A 24,314-nucleotide genomic window follows, 5' to 3' on the forward strand; every position below is an offset into this window, starting at 1 on the left:
ACCTCATGGCACCAGAACCACCGCTGCTCAGCATGTCCGGCATCACCAAGTCGTTCCCCGGAGTCCGGGCCCTCGACGGCGTCGACCTCGACGTCCAGGCCGGTGAGGTGCACTGCCTGCTCGGCCAGAACGGGGCCGGCAAGTCCACCCTCATCAAGGTGCTGGCCGGCGCCCACCAGCCCGACACCGGCGGCATCCGCTGGCGCGGCGAGGAGGTGACACTGCGTTCGCCGATCGCCGCCATGCGCCTCGGCATCGCCACCATCTACCAGGAACTCGACCTGGTCGAGCACCTGTCGGTCGCCGAGAACGTGCACCTGGGACATGAGCCGACCACCGCCGGGTTCGTCGTGCGCGGCAAGACGGCCAGGACATCAACAGCCGCCCTGCTCAAGCGACTTGGGCACCCGGAGATCGACCCGGCGCGGCTGGTCGGGGAGCTGTCCGCGGCCCAGCAGCAGATCGTCTCCATGGCCCGGGCGCTCTCCCACGACGTACGGCTCATCGTGATGGACGAACCGTCCGCCGCCCTCGACCCGGACGAGGTCGACAACCTCTTCCGCATCGTCGGCGACCTCACCGCAGCGGGAGTCGCCGTCGTCTACATCTCGCACCGCCTGGAGGAGATCCGCCGCATCGGCGACCGGGTGACGGTGCTGAAGGACGGACGGGCCGTCGCGAACGGGCTCCCGGCGAAGTCCACCCCCACCCGCGAGGTCGTCGCCCTGATGACCGGCCGCAACGTCGAGTACGTCTTCCCCGACCGGCCCGTCTCCCCGCCGCCCGGCGAACCCGTCCTGAAGGTTCAACAGCTCTCGCGGCAAGGGGAGTTCGAGCCCTTCGACCTGGAGGTGCGGCCCGGCGAGATCGTCGGCCTCGCCGGACTCGTCGGCTCGGGCCGCTCCGAGATCCTGGAAACCGTCTACGGCGCCCGCAAACCGACGACCGGTGAGGTACTGGTCGACGGCAGGGCTCTGAAGCCGGGCAGCGTACGGGCCGCCGTCCGGGCCGGACTCGGGCTCGCCCCCGAGGAACGCAAGGCGCAGGGCCTGCTGATGCTGGAGTCGGTCACCCGCAACGTGTCGGTCTCCTCCATGTCCCGCTTCTCGCGCGCCGGCTGGATCGACCGGGGCGCCGAACTCGGCGCCGCCCGGGCCGCGACCCGCGAGCTGTCGCTGCGGCCCGACAACCCGTCCGCGCCCGTGCGCACCCTGTCCGGCGGCAACCAGCAGAAGGCGGTCCTCGCCCGCTGGCTGCTGCGCGGCTGCAAGGTGCTGCTGCTCGACGAACCCACCCGCGGCGTCGACGTAGGCGCCCGCGCCGAGCTCTACGCGGTCATCCGCCGGCTCGCCGACGAGGGCCTCGCCGTCCTGCTGGTCTCCAGCGAGGTGCCCGAGGTGCTCGGCCTCGCCGACCGTGTGCTGGTGCTGCGCGAGGGCCGTGTCGTCCACACGGCACCCGCCCGCGAACTCGACGAACACCGCGTACTCGACCTGGTCATGGAAGGAAGCCCGGCGTCATGACGCAGCCCGTCTCCCCGCCGCTGGACAGCAGCACCGACAAGGTGCCCCCGGCCCGGCCCCCCGCCTGGCGCGGCCTGCTGATCCGCGCCGACGTCCGCACGCTGTCCCTGCTCGGCGTGCTCGCCGTGCTGATCCTCATCGGCGGCGTCACCAAGCCCGACGAGTTCCTCGACACCCGCAACCTGCAACTCGTCCTCACCCAGGCCTCGGTGATCGGCGTCGTCACCGTCGGCATGACCTTCGTCATCGTCTCCGGCGGCATCGACCTGTCGGTCGGCGCGATCGTCGCCCTCGCCTCCGTGTGGGCCACCACCGTCGCCACCCAGGAGTACGGCTTCGCCGGCATCCTCTTCACAGCGGTGATCGTCGGCGTCGGCTGCGGCCTGGTCAACGGCGTCCTCATCGCCTACGGCGCGATGGTGCCCTTCATCGCTACCCTCGCCATGCTGGCCTCGGCCCGCGGCCTCGCCCTGCAGATCACCGACGGCAAGACGCAGATCGTCACCGTGCCCTCGGTCCTGGACCTGGGGGAGCGCGACGCCTATGTCCTCGGCATCCCGCCGCTGGTCATGGTGTTCGCCGTCGTCACGGTCATCGGCTGGCTGGTGCTCAACCGCACCACCTTCGGACGCCGCACCGTCGCCGTCGGCGGCAACCCGGAGGCCGCCCGGCTCGCCGGCATCGACGTCCGCCGCCAGCGGCTCTACCTCTACCTGCTGTCCGGGCTGTGCTGCGGCATCGCGGCCTTCCTGCTGATCGTCCTGGCCGGCTCCGGCCAGAACACCAACGGCAACCTCTACGAACTCGACGCCATCGCCGCCGCGATCATCGGCGGCACGCTGCTCACCGGCGGCCGGGGCACCATCGTCGGCTCGGTCCTCGGCGTCCTGATCTTCACCACGATCACCAACATCTTCGCCCTGAACAACCTGCAGAGCGACGTCCAGCAGATCGCCAAGGGCGCGATCATCGTCGCCGCGGTGCTGGTCCAGCGTCGTACCGCGAGCACGACCTGACAGCCGTACCGCTCCCCGCTTGGCACGACCTGAGGAAAGGTTCCCCGCCATGACCGAGATCACGAGCCGCAGAGGGCTGCTCTTCGGGGCCGCCGCCGTCTCCGCCGGTGCCCTGCTCACGGGGTGCACCAGCAACGAGCCGTCCGAATCCAAGGACGAGCCGGCGGGCAACAACCAGCCGGCCGCCGACGACAAGCCCGGCAAGCAGGTCACCATCGGCTTCGCCGGACCCCAGGCCGACCACGGCTGGCTCAACGCCATCAACGACAACGCCAAGAGCCGCGCCGAGAAGTACTCCGACGTCACCCTGGAGATCACCGAGGGCTCCAACGACACCGCCCAGCAGATCGGCCAGATCGAGACCCTCATCAACAAGAAGGTCGACGTCCTGGTCGTGCTGCCCGCCGACGGCAAGGCCCTCACCCAGGTCGGCCTGAAGGCCATGCGCGCCGGCATCCCGGTCGTCAACCTCGACCGGATCTTCAACACCCCGCAGGCGTACCGCTGCTGGATCGGCGGCGACAACTACGGCATGGGCCTCAACGCCGGGCACTACATCGGCGAGAAGCTCAAGGGCAAGTCCGGCGCCCGCGTCATCGAACTGGCCGGCCTGGACAACCTGGAGCTCACCAAGCAGCGCACCCAGGGCTTCGACGACGCCCTGAAGAACTACCCCAACATCAAGAAGGTCGCCCGCCAGGCCGCCGAGTTCACCGTCGAGTCCGGTCAGGCCAAGATGGCTCAACTGCTCCAGGCCCAGTCGAAGTTCGACGCCCTGTGGAACCACGACGACGACCAGGGCGTGGGCGCACTGCGCGCCATCGAGCAGGCCGGGCGCGACGACTTCCTGATGGTCGGCGGGGCCGGCGCGCTCTCCGCCTTCCAGGCCATCAAGCAGGACGACGGCGTGCTCAAGGCGACCGTGCTGTACCCGCCGACCATGGCCGCCTCGGCGATCGACCTCGCCCGCGCCCTCGGCCAGAGCAAGGGCATCGGGGGCCTCGCCGAGTTCGAGATCCCGTCGTCGCTCACGCTCTACTCGGCCGTCGTCGACAAGACCAACGTCGACCAGTACATGTCCACCGGCTTCAAGTGAGCCGCCCCGCACCCCCCACGTGCGCCACCCCGACCAGGACGAGGAGGACACCCGTATGGGACAGCCGCAGGAGCAGCCGGAGGGGACCGAGGCGGGCAAGCCACCCCTGCGCGTGGGGATGGTGGGCTACGCCTTCATGGGGGCCGCCCACTCCCAGGGCTGGCGGACCGCGGGCCGCGTCTTCGACCTGCCGCTGAACCCCGTGCAGGCCGTGATCTGCGGCCGGGACGACGCCGCCGTCCGCGTGGCGGCATCCCGGCACGGCTGGGCCTCCACCGAGACCGACTGGCGGGCCCTCGTCGAGCGCGACGACGTCGACCTCGTCGACATCTGCACCCCCGGCGACAGCCACGCCGAGATCGCCCTGGCCGCCCTGGCCGCCGGCAAGCACGTGCTGTGCGAGAAGCCGCTGGCCAACACCGTCGAGGAAGCCGCCTCCATGGTGCGGGCGGCCGAGGAGGCGCACGCCCGCGGCCAGATGGCGATGGTCGGCTTCAACTACCGCCGGGTGCCCGCGACCGCCCAGGCCCGCCGCATGGTCGCCGAGGGCCGCCTGGGCAGGCTGCGGCACGTGCGCGTGACGTATCTCCAGGACTGGCTGGTCGACCCGCAGTTCCCGCTGACCTGGCGACTGCGCAGGGAGCAGGCGGGCTCGGGATCGCTCGGCGACCTGGGCGCGCACATCGTCGACCTCGCGCAGTACCTGGTGGGGGAGCCGCTGGCGGGCGTCTCCGCGCTGACGGAGACCTTCGTGCGGGAACGGCCCCTGCCCACCGGCGCGACGAGCGGGCTGTCCGCCGTCACGTCCGCCGGCACCGGCCAGGTCACCGTCGACGACGCCGCCCTGTTCACGGCCCGCTTCCCCTCCGGCGCCCTCGCCTCCTTCGAGGCCACCCGCTACGCCACCGGCCGCAAGAACGCCCTGCGCATCGAACTCAACGGCGAGCGCGGCTCGCTCGCCTTCGATCTGGAGCGGCTCAACGAGCTGTCCTTCCACGACGCCACCGAGCCCGGCGCCGAGGCCGGCTTCCGCCGCATCCTCGTCACCGAACCCGACCACCCCTACCTGGACGCCTGGTGGCCGCCGGGCCACGGCCTCGGCTACGAGCACACCTTCGTCCACCAGGCACGCGACCTCGTCCACGCCATCGCCGAGGGCCGCCGCCCCGAACCCTCCTTCGCCGACGGGCTGCAGGTGCAGCGCGTGCTCGCGGCGGTGGAGGAGAGCGCCGAGAAGAACTCCGTCTACACACCGATCGCGGTCTGAGGAGGCACGTTTTCGATGCCGCGCACTTTCACGCTCTTCACCGGCCAGTGGGCGGACCTGCCCCTGGAGGAGGTCTGCCGCCTGGCCCGCGACTTCGGCTACGACGGTCTCGAACTCGCCTGCTGGGGGGACCACTTCGAAGTCGACAAGGCACTTTCCGACCCGGGGTACCTCGACGGTCGCCGGGCCCTGCTCGACAAGTACGGCCTGAAGTGCTGGGCGATCTCGAACCACCTGGCCGGCCAGGCCGTCTGCGACGCCATCATCGACGAACGTCACCAGGCCATCCTGCCCGACGTGGTGTGGGGCGACGGGGACCCGGAAGGGGTCAGGCAGCGGGCCGCCGAACGCATGAAGGACACCGCCCGGGCCGCGGCCGCCTTCGGCGTGAACACCGTCATCGGGTTCACGGGCTCCGCCATCTGGCACCTGGTCGCCATGTTCCCGCCCGCCCCCGAAGCGATGATCGAGCGGGGCTACCAGGACTTCGCCGACCGCTGGAACCCGATCCTGGACGTCTTCGATGCCGAGGGCGTGCGGTTCGCGCACGAGGTCCACCCGAGCGAGATCGCCTATGACTACTGGACCACGCAGCGCGCCCTCGACGCCGTCGGCCGGCGCCCCGCCTTCGGTCTCAACTTCGACCCCAGCCATTTCGTGTGGCAGGACCTCGACCCGGTCGGTTTCCTCTGGGACTTCCGCGACCGGATCTACCACGTCGACTGCAAGGAGGCCCGTAAGCGCCTGGACGGACGCAACGGCCGGCTCGGCTCCCACCTGCCCTGGGGCGACCCTCGGCGCGGCTGGGACTTCGTCTCCGCCGGGCACGGTGACGTGCCGTGGGAGGACGTCTTCCGGATGCTGCGCTCCATCGACTACCGGGGTCCTGTCTCCGTCGAGTGGGAGGACGCCGGAATGGACCGCCTCCAGGGGGCGCCCGAGGCGCTGACCCGACTCAAGGCCTTCGACTTCGAGCCGCCCAGCGCGTCCTTCGACGCCGCGTTCAACAGCTGAACCACGCTCCCGGCGCAGGTCGGGGGACGGGGACCGGCAACACCGCCGGTCCCCCCTCCGACCTGCACAGATCCTGCTTTGTCCCGGATTGGGAGAAAGTCCGGCCGAGTCCGTCGCAAGGGGTGTTCGCCTCGGACGGACGCGGTTACCGTCCTTGATGTGTTCAGGACACATGCACCTCCGGGGTGACGGCGCACCCCGGCGCCCGCACCGCACGTCTTCGCACCCACCCCGTACGGCCCACCCCGTTCCCGGAGGGACTTCGTGCACAGAACCAGACCCAGAAGCACCGCCACCCCCAGGCGGCCCGGACTTCGCACCACCGTCGCCCTGTTCACCGGCCTGCTCCTCGCCGTGGGCACCCCGGCCACCGTCGCCGGAGCCCACCCCGGCCACCCGGAGCACGACGAACCGGCAGCCGCCGAGGGCCAGTTCCAGCAGGTGCCGCTCGCCAAGGGCGAGCCCGAGACGGGCGAGCCGATGTCGCTCGCCGTGCTCCCCGACCGCAGCGTGCTGCACACCTCGCGCGACGGCACCCTGCGCCTCACCGACCAGGGCGGCGTCACCAAGGTGGCCGGCAAGATCCCCGTCTACAGCCACGACGAGGAAGGCCTCCAAGGCGTCGGCATCGACCCGGACTTCAAGAACAACCGGGCGGTCTACCTCTACTACGCCCCGCCGCTCGACACCCCCGCGGGCGACGCCCCGGAGACCGGCACCGCCGAGGACTTCAAGAAGTTCGACGGAGTCAACCGCCTCTCCCGCTTCGTGCTCAACGCCAACGGCACGCTGAACATGTCCAGTGAGAAGAAGGTCCTGGACGTCGCGGCCTCCCGGGGCATCTGCTGCCACGTCGGCGGCGACATCGACTTCGACGCGGACGGCAACCTCTACCTCTCGACCGGCGACGACACCAACCCCTTCGCCTCCGACGGCTACACGCCGATCGACGACCGGCCGAACCGCAATCCGGCGTTCGACGCCCGCCGCAGCTCCGGCAACACCAACGACCTGCGCGGCAAGATCCTCCGCATCAAGGTCGCCGAGGACGGCTCCTACACCGTCCCGGAGGGCAACCTCTTCGCCCCGGGCACCGAGAAGACCCGCCCCGAGATCTACGCGATGGGCTTCCGCAACCCGTTCCGGATGAGCGTCGACGACAAGACCGGCACCGTCTACGTCGGCGACTACGGCCCGGACGCCGGCGCCGCCGACCCGAAGCGCGGCCCCGGCGGGCAGGTCGAGTTCGCCAAGGTGACCAAGCCCGCCAACTTCGGCTGGCCCTTCTGCACCGGCGACAACGACCCTTACGTCGACTACGACTTCGCCACCAAAGAGTCCGGCCAGCCGTTCGACTGCGCAGCCCCCAAGAACACCTCGCCGTACAACACGGGCCTCACCGACCTGCCGCCCGCCGAGGCCGCCTGGATCCCGTACGACGGCGGATCCCGGCCCGAGTTCGGCAGCGGCTCCGAGTCCCCGATGGCGGGCCCGGTCTACCGCTACGACCCCGGGCTGAACTCCAGCGTGAAGTTCCCCGAAGCGTACGACGGCGACTTCTTCGCCGGTGAGTTCGGCCGCCGCTGGATCAAGCGCATCGAGCAGAACGCCGACGGCTCCGTCGCGAAGATCAACGACTTCCCGTGGACCGGCACCCAGATCATGGACATGGAGTTCGGCCCCGACGGCGCGCTCTACGTCCTCGACTACGGCGTCTCCTGGTTCCAGGGCGACGAGAACTCCGCCCTGTACCGGATCGAGAACGCCGAGGACGGCTTCTCGCCGATCGCCGAGGTGAACGCCGACAAGACGTCCGGCGCGGCCGGTCTGAAGGTGAAGTTCACCGCCTCCGCCAAGGACGCCGACTCCACGAACCTCACTTACAGCTGGGACTTCGGCGACGGCACCAAGGGCGAGGGTCTCAACCCCACCCACCGCTACAAGAAGGTCGGCACCTACAGCGCGACCTTCACGGCCAAGGACCCCGAGGGCAACACCGGCAACGCCAGCATCCGGATCGTGGTCGGCAACACCGAGCCCAAGGTGAAGATCGACATCCCGGGCAACGGCGCCCTGGCCGAGTTCGGCAAGCCCGTCCCGTTCAAGGTGACCGTCACCGACCCCGAGGAGACCGTCGACTGCTCCAAGGTCAAGGTCACCTACAGCCTCGGCCACGACTCCCACGCCCACGAACTGACCAGCGAGATGGGCTGCGAGGGCACCCTGACGCCGCCCCCCGGTGACGGCGGCCACGACCCCAACGCCAACATCTACGGCGTCGTCGGCGCCGGCTACACCGACGGCGGGGCGAACGGCCAGGAGCCCCTGACCGGCACCGCCCGCACCGTCCTCCAGCCGCTGCACCGCCAGGGCGAGCACTTCACCACCCAGTCGGGCGTGTCGGTCATCACCAAGACCGGCGCCAACGGCGGCAAGACCGTCGGCGACATCAACGACGGCGACTGGATCTCCTTCACCCCCTACCGGTTCGACGGTCAGAAGAAGATGACCGTGCGGGCCTCCTCCGGCGGCGCGGGCGGCTTCGTCGAGCTGCGCACCGGCTCCCCCGACGGACCGCTGCACGGCTCGGCCTACATTCCGCCGACCGGCGGCTGGGAGACGTTCCAGAACGTCGACGTGCCCCTGCGGTCGCTGCCGAAGAAGACCACGGACATCTACCTGGTCTTCAAGGGCGGTGAGGGCGCGCTGTTCGACGTGGACGACTTCGAGTTCTCCAAGGAGCCCTTCAAGGGCGGCAAGAAGGTCCTGGTCTTCTCCAAGACCGCCGGCTTCCGGCACGACTCCATCCCGGCCGGCATCGCCGCGCTCAAGGAACTCGGCGGCCCGGCCGGCATCACGGTCGACGCCACCGAGGAGGCCAGGCAGTTCACCACGGCCAACCTCGCCAAGTACGACGCCGTCGCCTTCCTGTCCACCACGGGCGACGTCCTCAACGCCGAACAGCAGAAGGCGTTCGAGAACTACGTGGCGGGCGGTGGCGGCTACATGGGCATCCACGCCGCCGCCGACACCGAGTACGACTGGGAGTTCTACGGCGGCCTCGTCGGCGCCTACTTCGACTCGCACCCGGCCATCCAGAAGGCCACCGTCCGCGTCGAGGACCACGACCACCCGTCCACCGGGCACCTCGACGACGCCTGGGAGCGCACCGACGAGTGGTACAACTACCGCACCAACCCGCGGGAGAAGGCCAAGGTCCTCGCCACCCTGGACGAGACCACCTACCAGGGCGGCACCATGAAGGGCGATCACCCGATCGCCTGGTGCCAGAGCTACGGCGGCGGCCGCTCCTTCTACACCGGCGGCGGCCACACCAAGGAGTCCTACGCCGAAGAAGCCTTCCGCGCCCACCTGCTCGGCGGCCTCCAGTACGCCACCGGCCAGGTGAAGGCGGACTGCAAGCCGGGCAAGGACTACCGCAAGATCTTCAACGGCCAGACCCTGGACGGCTGGAAGCAGGCCGGCCCCGGCACGTTCGTCGTCAAGGACGGCGTCATGGAGTCCGAGGGCGGCATGGGTCTGCTCTGGTACCAGGCCAAGGAACTCACGTCGTACTCGCTCAAGCTCGACTGGAAGATGCGGGGCGACGACAACTCCGGGATCTTCGTGGGCTTCCCCGCCTCCGACGACCCCTGGTCCGCGGTGAACAAGGGCTACGAGATCCAGATCGACGCCACCGACGCAGCCGACCGCACCACGGGCTCCGTCTACTCCTTCAAATCGGCCAACATCAAGGCCCGTGACCAGGTTCTGCGGCCGCCCGGCCAGTGGAACTCCTACGAGATCAAGGTCCAGGGCGAACGCCTCCAGGTGTTCCTCAACGGAGTCAAGATCAACGACTTCACCAACAAGGACCCCCAGCGGAGCCTGACCGACGGCTACATCGGCCTGCAGAACCACGGCGCCGCCGACCATGTCTCCTTCCGCAACATCCAGCTCAAGGAACTGCCCGTCCAGGGCCAGTGAACGGCGGCGGGCGGGGGACGCCGGACCCCCGCCCGCCGTCTCCGTCCCTCCCCCCGGGGCTCGCGCACGATCAGGAGGCTGCCCATGTCCGCGTCCCTCTCCCGACCGCGTGTGGGGGTGTGGCTGATCGGAGCCAGAGGCTCCGTCGCCACCACCGTCGTCACGGGGTGCGCCGCCGTCACCGCGGGACTGCACCCGCCCACCGGCATGGTCACCGAGACACCGGCGTTCACCGACAGCGGCCTTCCCGCCCTGTCCGACCTCGTCTTCGGCGGTCACGACACCCTCGACTGCCCCCTGCCCAAACGCGCCGAGACCCTCACCGCCGGCGGCGTCCTCCCCCCGGGCGTCGCCACCGCCGTCTCGGCCGAACTGGCCATCGCCGACCGGGAGATCAGACCCGGCGGCCCCACACCGGGGGACACCAGGAGCGAGGCCGAACTGATCACGGCCTTCGCCGACGACCTACGCGACTTCGTGCGCCGCCACGCCCTGGAACGCGCCGTGGTCGTGAACGTCGCCTCCACCGAACCCGCCTCCCAGGGGCCCGGCGCCCCACTCCCGGCCAGCGCCCTCTACGCCCTGGCCGCCCTGCGCGCGGGCTGCCCCTACATCAACTTCACCCCCTCCGAGGGCATGCACCACCCCGTCGCCGCCCGCGAGGCCGGGCACAGCGGCCTGCCGTACGCCGGCCGGGACGGCAAGACCGGGCAGACGCTGCTGCGAGCCGTGTTGGGCCCGATGTTCGCCCAGCGGGCGCTGAGGGTCCGGGCCTGGTCCGGCACCAACCTGCTCGGCGGCGGAGACGGCGCGGCCCTCGCCGACCCGGCCGCCGCGGCGGCGAAGAACGCGGGCAAGGAACGCGTCCTCGCCGACACCCTCGGCACCGTCCCCGAGGGCGAGGTCCACATCGACGACGTCCCGGCCCTCGGCGACTGGAAGACCGCCTGGGACCACATCGCCTTCGACGGCTTCCTCGGCACCCGCATGATCCTCCAGACCACCTGGCAGGGCTGCGACTCGGCCCTCGCGGCACCCCTGGTGCTGGACCTGGCCCGCCTGACCGCCCGCGCCCACGAGGCAGGACTGTCCGGTCCCCTCGGCGCGCTCGGCTTCTACTTCAAGGACCCGGTCGGGGAGGGTCCCGCGGGGTTGTCCGAGCAGTACGAGGAACTGGTCCGCTTCGGGCAGAGGCTCGGGCGGGCCGGTGGAGAGGGCGGCCGTGGCGCGCGGTCGGTGAGGGACACCGGGGAGAGGGAGACGAGGAAGAGGGAAACGGGGGAGAGGGAGACGGGGGGAGTGCTGTGACCCTGCGCCGGAACTCCTGCGGATGCCGCGACGGCGCGTCCGGGGGCGACGCCCGTGGAGGCATCACCAGCGATGCCTGTGGAGGCGTTGCCAGTGGTGTCGATGGTGGTGCCGACGGTGGCGTTGCCGGTGGTGCCGACGGTGGCGTTGCCGGTGGTGCCGCCGGTGGTGCCCACGGTGGCGTTGTCGGTGGTGCCCACGGTGGTGTCGCCGGTGGTGCCCACGGTGGTGTCGCCGGTGGTGCCGACAATGGGGTCGCCAGTGGCACCGACGGTCGCATCACCGACGGCACGGCGCCCTGCGCATGCGCAGGCCGCTCACGGCGTCGCCGCGCCTGGGCCGAACTCCTGCGTCTGCCGGCCCTGTTCAGCGTCCCGGGGGACGCCCTGGCCGGCGCGGCCGCCACCGGTTCGGCACCCGGCTCCCGCACCTTGCTCGCCATCGGTTCCTCCCTCTGCCTCTACGAAGCCGGCATGGCCCTCAACGACTGGGCGGACCGCGACATCGACGCCGTCGAACGCCCGCACCGCCCCCTGCCCTCCGGCCGCGTCCGGCCCGCCGCCGCACTCACGGCGGCCTGCGCCCTCACCGGCGCCGGACTGGCCCTGGCAGCGAGCGCGGGCCGCCCGGCCCTGGCCGTCGCCGCGCCCCTGGCGGCAACCGTCTGGGCGTACGACCTCGGCCTGAAGCACACACCCGCCGGGCCCGTGGCCATGGGCGCGGCCCGCGGCCTCGACCTGCTCCTGGGAGCCGCGGCCACGACAGGCCATGCCCGCGCCGCCCTGCCCTCCGCGGGCCTCCTCGGCACCCACACCCTGGCCGTCACCACGGTCTCCCGCCAGGAGGCCCGGGGAGGCTCACCGCTGGCCCCCCTGGCGGCGCTGGCGACAACGGCTCTGCTGACCCGACAGATGACGCGTCGCTCCGCCCCGCCGATGAGAGGCCGCCGACCGGAGACTGGGACCGCCCACCGGCTGACGGGTCCCCGTTGGCCGGCCCTGCACCCCGGGCAGGACTCCGTGGCGCTGTTCACCACCGCCCTCGGAGCCGCCTACGCGGCGACGGCCGCCCGCCCCTACTTCCACGCTGCCCTGAATCCCTCACCTCCTCTCACCCAACGCGCTGTCGGCGCCGGAATCCGCGCAACCATCCCCCTCCAGGCCACCCTGGCGGCCCGCTCCCGGGGCACGGCCACCTCCCTCCTCATTGCGGCTCTGGCCCCACTCGGAGCGAGGTTCGCGAAGAAGGTGAGCGTCACATGAGCCCCGAAGCCCGGACCTCGGAGACCAGCGAGGCCAGGGCCTCACACACAACTCGGGCTGTCTCACCCACCAGCCCCACTCAGGGCTCTGCCTCATCCGACCCCACCGCCCGGGCCGCTGCCTCGCCCGCCTCGGCCCACCGGCCTCAAGGGGCGCGGGGAACTGCGCGACCAGCCCCCACCAGCCCGCAGCCGGACGGCCCGCAGCCGGACGGCCCGCAGCCGGACGGCCCGCAGTCGGCCGGCCCGCAGTCGGCCGGCATCAGGGATGCCGCCGTGTCCGACGCCCCCTCCGTCCGGGCCGCCGCCTCGCCCGACGCCGCTCCTGCGACCACCGCCCCGCCGGGCGGCGCCGTCCCTTCCCTCCGCTTCGGCTACGGCACCAACGGTCTCGCCGATCTCCGGCTCGACGACGCCCTCTCGCTCCTCGCCGACCTCGGCTACGACGGCGTCGGACTGACCCTCGACCACATGCACCTCGACCCGCTCGCCCCCGGCCTCGCCGCCCGTACCCGCCGGGTCGCGCAGCGGCTGGACGCGCTCGGGCTGGGCGTCACCGTCGAGACGGGTGCCCGCTACGTGCTCGACCCCCGCCGTAAGCACGGCCCGTCCCTGCTGGACCCGGACCCCGAGGACCGGGCCCGCCGCACCGACCTGCTCGCCCGGGCCGTCCAAGTCGCCGCCGACCTCGGCGCGCACGCGGTGCACTGCTTCAGCGGGACCGTGCCGGAGGGAACCGGCACCGACACCGCGTGGAAGCGCCTCGCCGAGTCCCTCGCTCCCGTCCTGGACGCCGCCGCCTCCGCGGGCATCCCGCTCGCCGTCGAACCCGAGCCGGGCCACCTCCTCGCCACCCTGGCCGACTTCCACCACCTCCGCCGTTCCCTCGGCGACCCCGAACTCCTCGGCCTCACCCTGGACATCGGCCACTGTCAGTGCCTCGAACCCCTCTCTCCCGCCGACTGCGTGCGGGCCGCCGCCCCCTGGCTGCGGCACGTCCAGATCGAGGACATGCGGCGCGGCGTCCACGAACACCTCCCGTTCGGCGAGGGGGAGATCGACTTCCCGCCGGTCCTCGCGGCCCTCGCCGCCACCGGTTACCAGGGCCTGACCGTCGTCGAACTGCCCCGCCACTCCCACGCCGGCCCTCACTTCGCCGCGCACTCCCTGCCGTTCCTCCGCCACGCCGAGCGGACAGCGGCCACCGCCTCGCCCGGCACCGCCCCGCCCGGCCCCGCTGAGGCCTTCCAGCAGACCGCGCCACCCCACGGCGCTCCCTCCACCGCCCCTGAAGGGAGCAGCAGATGAGCCACCCCCGCACCACTCCCACGGCGAGAACCGGGAGCGCCCAGGACACCCCGAGCGCCAGAACCCACACCGGCGAACCCACCCCTGACACCGCCTCCACCTCCATCCGCCCCTCCCTCACAGACCTTCGCCACCACCTCACCACCCACCTGGACCCACCCGCCCGCACCTGGCTCGACCACGCCCTCGACGAGGCAGCCGCCCACCCCGGCCTTCACGGGCCCATCTCCGTATGGGAGCTGCGGCTCGCCGAAGCCGGCCGGCGCTGCGGCCCCGCACACGCCGACGCCGCACGGGTCCTGATCCTCGACGCGGCCCGCGCCGGCACCGACGCGCTGACCCGGGTGTACTTCCAGGGCACCGCCGACGAACGCCGAGCCGTGCTGCACGCCCTGCCCCACCTCGTGTCCGGCCCGGGCGCCCTCCCACTGATCGAGGACGCCCTGCGCACCAACGACACCCGGCTCCTCAGCGCCGCCGTCGGCCCCTACGCCGCCCGGCACCTGACGGCCCACGCCTGGCGTCATGCCGTGCTGAAGTGCCTGTTCACCGGCGTCCCCGTCGATCACGTGGCGGACCTGCCCCGGCGCGCCGCCGGCGACGGCGAACTCGCCCGCATGCTGGCCGACTACGCCGCCGAACGCACCGCAGCCGGCCGCTCCGTCCCCGAGGACCTGGACCGCGTCCTGGACCTGACCGAGTCCGTCACCCCGGCTGCCCCGGGCACTGACCACCCCCACGGCAAGGAGTCCTGATGCGCATCTTCGACCCCCACATCCACATGACATCCCGGACCACCGACGACTACGAGGCCATGTACGCAGCCGGTGTGCGTGCCGTCGTCGAGCCTTCCTTCTGGCTGGGCCAGCCCCGCACCTCGCCCGCCTCCTTCCGTGACTACTTCGATTCCCTCCTCGGCTGGGAGCCCTTCCGGGCAGCGCAGTACGGCATCGCCCACCACTGCACGATCGCCCTCAATCCCAAGGAGGCGAACGACCCGCGCTGCGCGCCCGTCCTCGACGAGCTGCCGCGTTATCTCGTCAAGGACAACGTCGTGGCCGTCGGGGAGATCGGCTATGACTCCATGACCCCTGCGGAGGACACCGCCCTCGCCGCGCAACTTCAGCTCGCGGCCGACCACGGACTGCCCGCCCTCGTGCACACCCCCCACCGCGACAAGCTCGCCGGGCTGCGCCGCACCCTCGACGTCGTCCGGGAGTCCGCCCTGCCCGCGGACCGCGTCCTGGTCGACCACCTCAACGAGACCACCGTCAAGGAGACCAGGGACAGCGGCTGCTGGCTGGGCTTCTCCGTCTATCCCGACACCAAGATGGACGAGGAACGCATGGTCGCGATCCTGCGCTCCCACGGGACCGAACAGGTCCTGGTGAACTCCGCAGCCGACTGGGGAAAGAGCGACCCCCTCAAGACCCGCAAGGTCGGCGACCTGATGCTGGCCGAGGGCTTCGACGAGGACGACGTCGACCAGGTGCTGTGGCGCAACCCCGTCGCCTTCTATGGACTCAGCGGCCGCCTCAGCCTCGACGTCACCGGTACGGAGGCCACCCACGAGGGCAACTCCATCTTGCGCGGCGCCCCGCGGGATCCGTACGAACCGGACACCGGCGCCGGCACGCCGGGCCGCGTGACCCCCGCGGAGGCGTGAACCATGCGTTTCCGCCACCCCGACGGCTCCACCGTCCACCTCGCCTACTGCACCAACGTCCATCCCGCCGAGACCCTCGACGGCGTCCTCGCCCAGCTCCGTGACCACTGCGAACCCGTCCGCCGCCGCCTGGGCCGCGACCGGCTCGGCATCGGGCTGTGGCTGGCGAAGGACGCCGCCCACGCCCTCGTCACCGACCCCTCCGCACTGCGCAGGCTGCGCACCGAGCTGGACCGGCGCGGCCTCGAGGTCGTCACCCTCAACGGCTTCCCCTATGAGGGCTTCGGCGCCGAGGAGGTCAAGTACCGCGTCTACAAGCCGGACTGGGCCGACCCGGAACGCCTCGACCACACCACCGCCCTGGCCCGCGTCCTCGCCGGGCTCCTTCCCGACGACGTCACCGACGGGACCATCTCCACGCTGCCCCTCGCCTGGCGCACCGCGTACGACGACGAGCGCGCGAACACCGCCCGCGCCGCGCTGCGCACCCTCGCCGAACGCCTCGACGCCATAGAGGAGCTGACCGGCCGCTCCATCCGCGTCGGCCTGGAACCGGAACCCGGCTGCGTCGTCGAGACCACCCGCGACGCCATCGCCCCGATCACCGCGATCGGTCACGACCGCATCGGCATCTGCGTCGACACCTGCCATCTCGCCACCTCCTTCGAGGATCCGCACGCCGCCTTCGACGCCCTCGCCGAGGCGCGCGTCCCCGTCGTCAAATCCCAGCTCTCCGCCGCCCTGCACGCCGAACACCCCCATCTCCCCGAGGTCCGCGAGGCCCTCGCCGCCTTCGCCGAACCCCGCTTCCTGCACCAGACCCGCACCGCCACAGCGGCCGGCCTGCGCGCCACGGACGACCTCGACGAGGCCCTCGCCGGACACGCCCTGCCCGACGCCTCACCCTGGCGCGCCCACTTCCACGTCCCGCTGCACGCGGCCCCCGCCGCGCCCCTCACCTCCACCCTCCCGGTCCTGAGATCCGCACTGACCCGGCTCGTCGGCGGCCCGGCCCCGCTCACCCGCCACCTGGAGGTCGAGACCTACACCTGGCAGGCCCTTCCGCCCGAGTCGCGCCCCAAGAGCCGCACCCAGCTCACCGAGGGCGTCGCCGCCGAACTCACCCTCGCCCGCGACCTGCTGACCGACCTCGGCCTGAAGGAGCTGCCATGAGCACCGGCCCCCATGAGCACCCGGGCCCGGCCGCCACGCTCCCGGCCGCCACGGACCGCCCCACTCCACTCCTCGTTCTCGATGTCGTCGGCCTCACCCCCCGTCTCCTCGACCACATGCCCCACCTCAAGGCGCTCGGCCAGTCCGGCTCCCGCGCCCCGCTCGGCACCGTCCTGCCCGCCGTCACCTGCGCCGCCCAGTCCACGTTCCTCACCGGCACCATGCCCTCGGAGCACGGCATCGTCGGCAACGGCTGGTACTTCCGCGAACTCGGCGACGTCCTCCTGTGGCGCCAGCACAACGGGCTGGTGGCCGGCGACAAGCTCTGGGACGCCGCCCGCCGCGCCCACCCCGGCTACACCGTCGCGAACATCTGCTGGTGGTACGCCATGGGCGCGGACACCGACATCACCGTCACCCCCCGTCCGGTCTACTACGCCGACGGACGCAAGGAACCCGACTGCTACACCCGGCCTGCCGACCTGCACGACGAACTCACCGACAGGTTCGGCACGTTCCCCCTGTTCCACTTCTGGGGCCCTGGGGCCGACCTCGTCTCCAGCCGGTGGATCATCGACGCGACTCGCCACATCATCCGCACCCGGCACCCCGACCTGACGCTCTGCTACCTCCCTCATCTCGACTACGACCTGCAGCGCTTCGGCCCCGACGACCCGCGCTCCCTGAAGGCGGCCACCGACCTGGACGCCGCCCTGGCCCCGCTGCTGGACGACGCCCGCGCCGAGGGCCGCACCGTCGTCGCACTGTCCGAGTACGGCATCACCCGTGTGAACCGGCACGTCGACATCAATCGCGCCCTGCGCCGCGCCGGCCTGCTGGAGGTGCACACACAGGACGGGATGGAGTACCTCGACCCGATGGCGTCCCGCGCCTTCGCGGTCGCCGACCACCAGATCGCCCATGTCTACGTGCGCCGCCCCGAGGACCTCGACGCCACCCGGGCCGCGCTCGACGATCTGCCCGGCATCGCCCAACTCCTCGACGACGAGGGCAAGAAGAGCCATCACCTCGACCATCCGCGCGCCGGCGAACTCGTCGCCGTGGCGGAGCCCGACGCCTGGTTCACGTACTACTACTGGCTCGACGACGACCGCGCACCCGACTTCGCGCAACTCGTCGAGATCCACCGCAAACCCGGCTACGACCCGGTCGAACTCTTCATGGATCCCCTCGACCCGTACGTCAAGGTCAAGGCGGCCACCGCACTGGTGCGCAAGAAGCTCGGCATGCGCTACCGCATGGCGGTCGTGCCCTTGGACCCCTCACCTATTCGCGGCAGCCACGGCCGCCTTCCGGCGAGCGACGACGACGGTCCGCTCCTCATCTGCTCCACCCCCCGTGCTGTCGGCGACCGCGTCGCGGCCACCGATGTGAAGTCACTGCTGCTCCGACTCGCCGGTCTCGCCTGAGGCCACAGCCCTCAGTACCGACTGGTCACAAGTGAAGCACTCACCACTGACAACGCCCCGCGATCACGAGGAGTTCCACGCATGAGCCGCTTCTCCCAGCCCGACCCCGAACTCGGCCACCGCCTCAGCAGACGAGGCATGCTCGGCGTGGCCGCCGGCGCCACCGCCGCCGCCTTGCTCGGCGCAGCGGCCCCGGCGACCGCCGCCCCAGCCACCGCGTCCACCGGCACCGCGTCCGGCGCCAAGGGCAGGGGCCGCCCCGTCCTGCCGCCCGGCCGACTCGGCATCCAGCTGTACAGCCTGCGCGACAAGGTCTCCACCCTCGGCTTCGGCCCCGTCTTCGCCGAACTGGAGCGGTACGGCTACGACGAGGTCGAGTTCGCCGGCTACACCCAGGGTTCGGCGGGCCCCATCACCCTCGCCCAGCTCAAGCGCCTGGCCCGCAGCCACGGTCTGAACCCGATCGGCAGCCACGTCGGCTACTACTCCTCCGACCCGGGCGCCTACACGTTCGCCCAGAACCTCACCAAGGTCCTCGACGACGCCCAGGCCCTCGGTCTCCGGCACATCGGCACGGCCGCCGGCCCGTTCCGCTACGGCTCGACCGTCGACGCCTGGAAGCGCGCCGCCGAGGACTTCAACACGTACGGGGCGGCGGCGAAGGCCCGGGGCATGAAGTTCTACCAGCACAACCACTCCGAGGAGTTCTCCTTCGCCACCGACAACCCCAAGGTCCGCCTCTACGACATCCTGCTCAAGGAGACCGACCCCGACCTCGTGTACCTGGAGATGGACATCTACTGGGCGTACGTCGGCCAGTTCCGCTTCTCCAAGCGGCCCGACGGCACACCCGCGCCCTTCGAACCGCTGAACTACGTCCTGCGACAGCCCGACCGCTACCCGCTCTTCCACGTGAAGGACGGCGAGAGTGACCCGTCGAACCCGTACGGATACCGCATGACCGACGTCGGCGACGGCGACATCGACTACCAGCGGTTCATATCCGCCGTGACCCGGCTGCGCGGCCACCGCATGGCCCACCACTGGCAGGCCGAGCACGACAACCCGGCCGAGTCCTTCACCTTCGCGCGCCGCTCCAGCGCGCACCTGCACTCCCTGAGGGAGAAGTGCTGACGACCCCGGAGACGTGAGGAGGCCCTTCCCCGGCCGGGGAAGGGCCTCCTCACGTGGGGGACGGTCAGCCCGCGGGCCGCACGCGGCCCGGGACGTCCCCGCCCGTCCCGCCGAGGCGGTGGACGCGGGGATGGCAGACGGTCGTTCGGCGACGGCGACGGGGACGGTGTGCGGCGGCGGACGGTGCCGAAGGTCTGGGTGCCGCAGTCGGATCCGGCGTCATGTCAGGTCGTGTCCTCGCCGAGCGGTTGCGGGTTGGGGGAGATGCGGCGCGTTTCCTTGTCGCGTCCCGGCGGCGTCAGGAACAGGGCCACGCAGCCGGCGAAGAGGGAGATGGAGCCGGCCAGGATGAAGGCACCGGAGTGGCCCCAGGCACCGACGACCACGGCACCCATGCCGGCGCCCAGGCCGGAGACGAGCTTGGCGCTGTAGACCATGCCGTAGTTGGACGCGTTGTTGTTCTCACCGAAGTAGTCGGCGGTGAGCGCGGCGAACATCGGGAAGATGGCGCCGCCGCCGAAACCGGAGATCGACGAGAAGACCAGGAACAGCGGGAGGTTCTCGGCGTTCGCCGACCAGAGGATGCCGTACTGGGACAGGCCCAGGATCACGCAGACGACGAGCAGGCACCGCTTGCGGCCGTACAGGTCGGAGAGCCAGCCGATGACACCGCGGCCGGTGCCGTTGACGATGGCCTTCAGGGACATGGCCGTGGCGACGATCCCGCCCGCGAACCCGGCCTCCTCGCCGATCTCCACCTGGAAGGCGATGCCGAAGATGTTCACGCCGGACGTGCACGCCAGACAGAACCACATCAGCGCGACCCGGCCGGTCTTCCACGCCTCCTTGGGGGAGTACTGGCGCACCGCCGGCGGGTTCATCCGCATCGAGCGGGCCGCGCGCGGGTCGTCCGGCGGGTTCAGCGGGTCGATCGCGGAGGGCCACCAGTTCTTCGGCGGGTCCTTGAAGAAGTAGCCGGAGAACGCGACCATCCCGGCCAGGAACACACCCACCGAGACCAGCACCCAGCGGAAGTTGGTCAGGTCCATGTAGCCGTTGAAGAGGAAGACGAAGGGCACCGAGCCGTAGGCGAAACCGCCGTTGACGAAGCCGGTCTTGCCGCCCTTGCGCTCCGGGTACCACTTGCCGACCATGTTGACGCAGGTGGCGTACACCATGCCTGCGCCCATGCCGCTGAACATGCTGAACCCGATGTAGGCGAAGACCACGTGCGGCGCGAAGGCGAGGGACAGGTAGCCCAGCAGCGTGCCGGTGGCGCCGAGCATCATGGCCCAGCGGGCCGGCAGCTTCCCGCTTTCCCGCAGTTTGCCCGCGGGGAAGGCCACCGCGGCCTGGAAGAAGACCCAGACGGTCATCATCCAGAAGATGTGCATGCTGTTCCAGCTGTGCGCGGTGTGCAGGGTGTCCTCGGCGGACGCGAACGCGTACTCGGCGGAGGAGATGCCCATCATGCCGATCCAGGGCAGGATCACCATCCACTTGCGTTTGCGCCCCATGATGTCGATGTCGGTCTCACCGAGACGGTAGACGCGACCGTTCGCGTCGGTGACCTCCCGGTAGGGAACCGTGGTGGGCAGATCGGTCGTTGTCATGTCGTGTCGCACCCCTTGCGTCGAAAGATCTGGCCAGCGCCCCCTGTCCCATGCCTTTCGTGCGCGTGCGGCTCCCGGGGCCGGCCGACGCGCACCGTCGGCCGGCCCCCGCTCACTCACCTCATGTACCGCCCCCCAGCAGTCCCGCCTCCCGCGCCCAGCGGTACTTCGCGCCGAGCACGGCCACCGGCTTCTCGGTCGTGTACGGGTACGCCACCACCCCGTGCTCGAAGAGGTACTGGCAGGCCTCCTCGACCTCCACGTCCCCCGCGAGCGACGCCACCACGGGCTTCTCGATCCCCCGCTGCCGGAACTCGGCCACCACGCGCGCGGTGAGCTCCGCGAAGACCATGGGAGGAGTGACGATGGTGTGCCAGTAGCCGAGGACGAGCGCGTGGATGCGCGGGTCCTCCAGGCCCAGCCGGATCGTCGCCTCGTACGTCGACGGCGGCTCGCCCCCGGTGATGTCCACCGGGTTGCCCGCGGCCCCGAAGGGCGGGATGAACTTCCGGAACGCCTCGTCCAGGTCCGGCGGGATCTCCATCAGGGACAGGCCGTTGTCCGTCACCGCGTCGGAGAGCAGCACACCGCTGCCGCCGGCGCCCGTGATGATCACGACGTTGTCGCCCTGGGGAGCGGGCAGCACCGGCAACGCGCGCGCGTACTCCAGCATGTCGTTCAGCCCCGGAGCGCGGATCACCCCGGCCTGCCGCAGGATGTCGTCGTACACGGCGTCGTCACCGGCGAGGGCACCGGTGTGCGAACCGGCCGCCTTGGCCCCCGCCGCCGTCCGTCCGGCCTTCAGTACGACCACCGGCTTCTTCGGCACGGTCGCCCGGGCGGCCTCCACGAAGGCGCGCCCGTCTTTGAGGTCCTCCAGGTGCATCGCGATGCACTGGGTGTTCGGGTCCTCGCCGAACCAGGTCAGCAGATCGTCCTCGTCCAGGTCCGACTTGTTGCCGAGCCCGACGATCGCCGACACACCCGTCTTGGTGGTGCGGGCGAAGCCCAGGATGGCCATCCCGATGCCGCCCGACTGCGAGGTCAGCGCCACCCCGCCCTTGACGTCGTACGGCGTGCAGAACGTGGCGCACAGGTCCTGCCAGGTCGAGTAGTAGCCGTAGATGTTCGGCCCCAGCAGCCGTACGCCGTGCCGCTCGGCGATCTCCACGATCTCCGCCTGGAGTTCGTGCTCGCCGGTCTCCGCGAACCCGGAGGGGATCAGCACGGCGTTCGGGATCTTCTTGCGTCCCACCTCCTCCAGGGCCGAGGCCACGAACTTGGCGGGGATCGCGAAGACCGCCACATCCACCTCACCGGGAACGTCCGTGACACTCTTGTACGCCTTGCGGCCCAGAATGTCATCGGCCTTGGGATTCACCGGATGGATCTCCCCGGCGAACCCGCCGTCGATGAGGTTGCGCATCACCGAATTGCCGATCTTTCCCTGCTCGTTGGAGGCGCCGATCACGGCGACCGAACCCGGCTGCATCAGCCGGCGCATCGACGCGAGGATCTCGTCGCGCGAGTACTTCCGGCGCGGCACGGGCTGCGACTCGGCGAGGATCACCCGGATGTCGGCCGCGACGGCCCCCTCCGCCGTCGCGATCACCGGGTTGAGGTCCACCTCGGCGATCTCGGGGAAGTCCGCGACGAGTTCCGAGACCCGGCGGATCTGCTCGGCGACGGCCCAACGGTCCACGCCCGCCTGGCCGCGTACCCCGCGCAGGATCTCGGCCGACCGGATCGAGTCCAGCATCGACAGCGCCTCGTCGGCGTCCACCGGCGCGAGCCGGAAGGTGACGTCCTTCAGGACCTCGACGAGGACCCCGCCGAGCCCGAAGGCGACCACCTTCCCGAACGTCGGGTCCGTGACGGCGCCGACGATGACCTCCTGCCCCTTCGGCAGCAGCTCCTGCACCTGCACGCCCGAGATGCGGGCGTCGGCGTCGTAGGCGCGCGCATTGTCGATGATCTCGTGGAACGCGGCCCGTACGCCGGTCGCGCCCTCGACCCCGACGATCACTCCGCCGGCATCGGTCTTGTGCAGGATGTCCGGCGAGACGATCTTCATCACGACGGGCCCGCCGAAGCGCGCCGCGAACGCCACGGCCTCGTCGACGTCCGTCGCCAGCTCCTCGCCCGGCACGGCGATCCCGTACGCGTCGGCGATCACCTTGCCTTCGGGCGCGGTCAGCGCGGTCCGTCCCTCGGCCCGCACGGACTCCAGGAGGGACCGCACCCGCAGGACCCGGTCTTCCGCCATCACGTCAGATCACTCCGTTCGACTTGAGCAGGCGCACTTCCTCGTCGCCGAGGCCGAGTTCGCCGACGTAGACCTCTTCGTTGTGCTCGCCGAGCAGCGGGGAGCTGGTCACCTCAACGGGGGAGTCGGACAGCTTGAGAGGGCTGCCGACGGTCACGAAGTCGCCGCGCTCGGGGTGGGGAACGGTGACGACCATGTCGTTGGCGACCAGCGAACGGTCCTCGATGATCTCCCGGGTGGAGAGGATCGGCCCGCAGGGGATGTTGCGCGCGTTGAGCCGCTCCAGCACCTCCCACTTGGGCAGCGTCGAGGACCATTCCTCGAACAGCTGGAACATCTTGCCGAGCTTGGGCAGCCGCGACTCGGGCGTCGCCCACTCGGGGTCGTCGGCCAGCTCGGGCCGGCCGATGAGCTCGCTGATCGGCTGCCAGCCGACGGGCTGCACGATGACGTACACGTAGTCGTTCGGGCCGCCCGGCGCGCACTTGACGGCCCAGCCGGGCTGGCCGCCGCCGGACGCGTTTCCGGACCTGGGAACCTCGTCGCCGAAGTCGTCGTTGGGATATTCAGCGAGCGGCCCGTGTGCCAGACGCTGCTGGTCCCGCAGCTTCACCCGGCACAGGTTGAGTACGGCGTGCTGCATGGCCACGTTGACCCGCTGCCCGCGCCCGGTGCGCTCCCGTTGATAGAGCGCGGCGAGGATGCCCGCCACGGCGTGCACACCCGTCCCCGAGTCCCCGATCTGGGCCCCCGTCGCCAGCGGCGGCCCGTCCTCGAAACCGGTGGTCGACATCGACCCGCCCATGGCCTGTGCGACGACCTCGTACGCCTTGAAGTTGGTGTACGGGCCCTCGCCGAACCCCTTGATGGAGGCATAGACGATCCGTGGATTGATCTCCTGGATGCGGTCCCAGGTGAAGCCCATCCGGTCCACCGCGCCCGGGCCGAAGTTCTCGACCATGACATCGGAGCGCCGGATCAGCTCGGTGAGGATCTCCTTGCCGCGCTCGGTCTTGGTGTTGAGGGTGATGCTCCGCTTGTTGCAGTTGAGCATCGTGAAGTAGAGGGAGTCGACGTCCGGCAGATCACGCAGCTGCTTGCGCGTGATGTCGCCGGTCGGCGCCTCCAGCTTGACGACGTCCGCGCCGAGCCAGGCGAGCAGCTGGGTCGCCGACGGCCCGGACTGGACGTGGGTCATGTCCAGGACGCGGATGCCTTCGAGGGCCTTGGTGGACGGGGTGGTCATCGGGGC

17 protein-coding genes are annotated in these 24,314 nt (G+C 71.0%); 14 read left to right on the plus strand and 3 right to left on the minus strand.

What is annotated here, in order from left to right; genetic code table 11:
* Window positions 1–5: 5 nt before the first annotated feature.
* The 14 genes from RFN52_RS33500 to RFN52_RS33565 all read left to right on the plus strand — a co-directional run bounded on the left by RFN52_RS33500 (window position 6) and on the right by RFN52_RS33565 (window position 19,183).
* Window positions 6–1,523 carry a sugar ABC transporter ATP-binding protein gene (locus RFN52_RS33500; RefSeq protein WP_184851955.1) on the plus strand — a complete coding sequence of 506 codons (1,518 nt, stop codon included), beginning with the start codon at window positions 6–8 and terminating at the stop codon, window positions 1,521–1,523.
* Window positions 1,520–2,539: an ABC transporter permease gene (locus RFN52_RS33505; RefSeq protein WP_184851957.1), complete on the plus strand. Its 1,020-nt coding sequence runs from the start codon at window positions 1,520–1,522 to the stop codon at window positions 2,537–2,539. The genes RFN52_RS33500 and RFN52_RS33505 overlap by 4 nt, the downstream gene beginning before the upstream one ends.
* 49 nt (window positions 2,540–2,588) lie before the next feature.
* Window positions 2,589–3,635 carry a substrate-binding domain-containing protein gene (locus RFN52_RS33510; RefSeq protein ID WP_184851960.1) on the plus strand — a complete coding sequence of 349 codons (1,047 nt, stop codon included), beginning with the start codon at window positions 2,589–2,591 and terminating at the stop codon, window positions 3,633–3,635.
* A gap of 55 nt (window positions 3,636–3,690) precedes the next feature.
* The gene (locus RFN52_RS33515) at window positions 3,691–4,902 is read left to right on the plus strand and encodes a Gfo/Idh/MocA family protein (RefSeq protein WP_184851962.1); all 1,212 of its coding nucleotides are present in this window, start codon (window positions 3,691–3,693) and stop codon (window positions 4,900–4,902) included.
* Between the two features lie 15 nt (window positions 4,903–4,917).
* Window positions 4,918–5,916, plus strand: a complete 999-nt coding sequence (locus tag RFN52_RS33520; RefSeq protein ID WP_184851964.1) for a sugar phosphate isomerase/epimerase family protein — start codon at window positions 4,918–4,920, stop codon at window positions 5,914–5,916.
* Window positions 5,917–6,180: 264 nt separating this feature from the next.
* On the plus strand, window positions 6,181–9,903 hold the full coding sequence (locus tag RFN52_RS33525) for a ThuA domain-containing protein (protein WP_184851966.1): 3,723 nt from the start codon (window positions 6,181–6,183) through the stop codon (window positions 9,901–9,903).
* Window positions 9,904–9,987: 84 nt separating this feature from the next.
* Entirely contained in the window at window positions 9,988–11,211 is a 1,224-nt protein-coding gene (locus RFN52_RS33530; protein ID WP_311241114.1) for an inositol-3-phosphate synthase, read from the plus strand.
* Window positions 11,212–11,489: 278 nt separating this feature from the next.
* Complete coding sequence (locus tag RFN52_RS33535; RefSeq protein ID WP_184854125.1) at window positions 11,490–12,473, plus strand: SCO3242 family prenyltransferase; 984 nt, start codon at window positions 11,490–11,492, stop codon at window positions 12,471–12,473.
* Window positions 12,474–12,748: 275 nt separating this feature from the next.
* Window positions 12,749–13,780, plus strand: coding sequence for a sugar phosphate isomerase/epimerase family protein (locus RFN52_RS33540; protein ID WP_311241115.1), 1,032 nt, complete (start codon window positions 12,749–12,751; stop codon window positions 13,778–13,780).
* Window positions 13,777–14,535: an EboA domain-containing protein gene (locus RFN52_RS33545; RefSeq protein WP_184851968.1), complete on the plus strand. Its 759-nt coding sequence runs from the start codon at window positions 13,777–13,779 to the stop codon at window positions 14,533–14,535. Before RFN52_RS33540 ends, RFN52_RS33545 begins: the two co-directional genes overlap by 4 nt.
* Window positions 14,535–15,446 carry a TatD family hydrolase gene (locus RFN52_RS33550; protein WP_184851970.1) on the plus strand — a complete coding sequence of 304 codons (912 nt, stop codon included), beginning with the start codon at window positions 14,535–14,537 and terminating at the stop codon, window positions 15,444–15,446. The genes RFN52_RS33545 and RFN52_RS33550 overlap by 1 nt, the downstream gene beginning before the upstream one ends.
* 3 nt (window positions 15,447–15,449) lie before the next feature.
* Window positions 15,450–16,619, plus strand: a complete 1,170-nt coding sequence (gene eboE, locus RFN52_RS33555) for a metabolite traffic protein EboE (protein ID WP_184851972.1) — start codon at window positions 15,450–15,452, stop codon at window positions 16,617–16,619.
* Entirely contained in the window at window positions 16,616–18,049 is a 1,434-nt protein-coding gene (locus RFN52_RS33560; protein ID WP_184851974.1) for an alkaline phosphatase family protein, read from the plus strand. The genes eboE and RFN52_RS33560 overlap by 4 nt, the downstream gene beginning before the upstream one ends.
* A gap of 81 nt (window positions 18,050–18,130) precedes the next feature.
* Window positions 18,131–19,183, plus strand: a complete 1,053-nt coding sequence (locus RFN52_RS33565; RefSeq protein ID WP_184851975.1) for a sugar phosphate isomerase/epimerase family protein — start codon at window positions 18,131–18,133, stop codon at window positions 19,181–19,183.
* 224 nt (window positions 19,184–19,407) lie between these two features.
* Here the strand turns inward: RFN52_RS33565 and RFN52_RS33570 are convergent, their stop codons facing one another.
* The 3 genes from RFN52_RS33570 to frc all read right to left on the minus strand — a co-directional run bounded on the left by RFN52_RS33570 (window position 19,408) and on the right by frc (window position 24,308).
* Window positions 19,408–20,796 (minus strand): OFA family MFS transporter, encoded by a 1,389-nt coding sequence (locus RFN52_RS33570; protein ID WP_184851976.1) that lies wholly within the window; start codon window positions 20,794–20,796, stop codon window positions 19,408–19,410.
* Between the two features lie 121 nt (window positions 20,797–20,917).
* Window positions 20,918–23,062, minus strand: coding sequence for an acetate--CoA ligase family protein (locus RFN52_RS33575; RefSeq protein ID WP_184851977.1), 2,145 nt, complete (start codon window positions 23,060–23,062; stop codon window positions 20,918–20,920).
* Between the two features lie 4 nt (window positions 23,063–23,066).
* Window positions 23,067–24,308, minus strand: a complete 1,242-nt coding sequence (frc, locus tag RFN52_RS33580) for a formyl-CoA transferase (protein ID WP_184851978.1) — start codon at window positions 24,306–24,308, stop codon at window positions 23,067–23,069.
* Window positions 24,309–24,314 lie beyond the last annotated feature (6 nt).

It is taken from the genome of Streptomyces collinus, assembly GCF_031348265.1.
GTDB lineage: Bacteria > Actinomycetota > Actinomycetes > Streptomycetales > Streptomycetaceae > Streptomyces > Streptomyces collinus.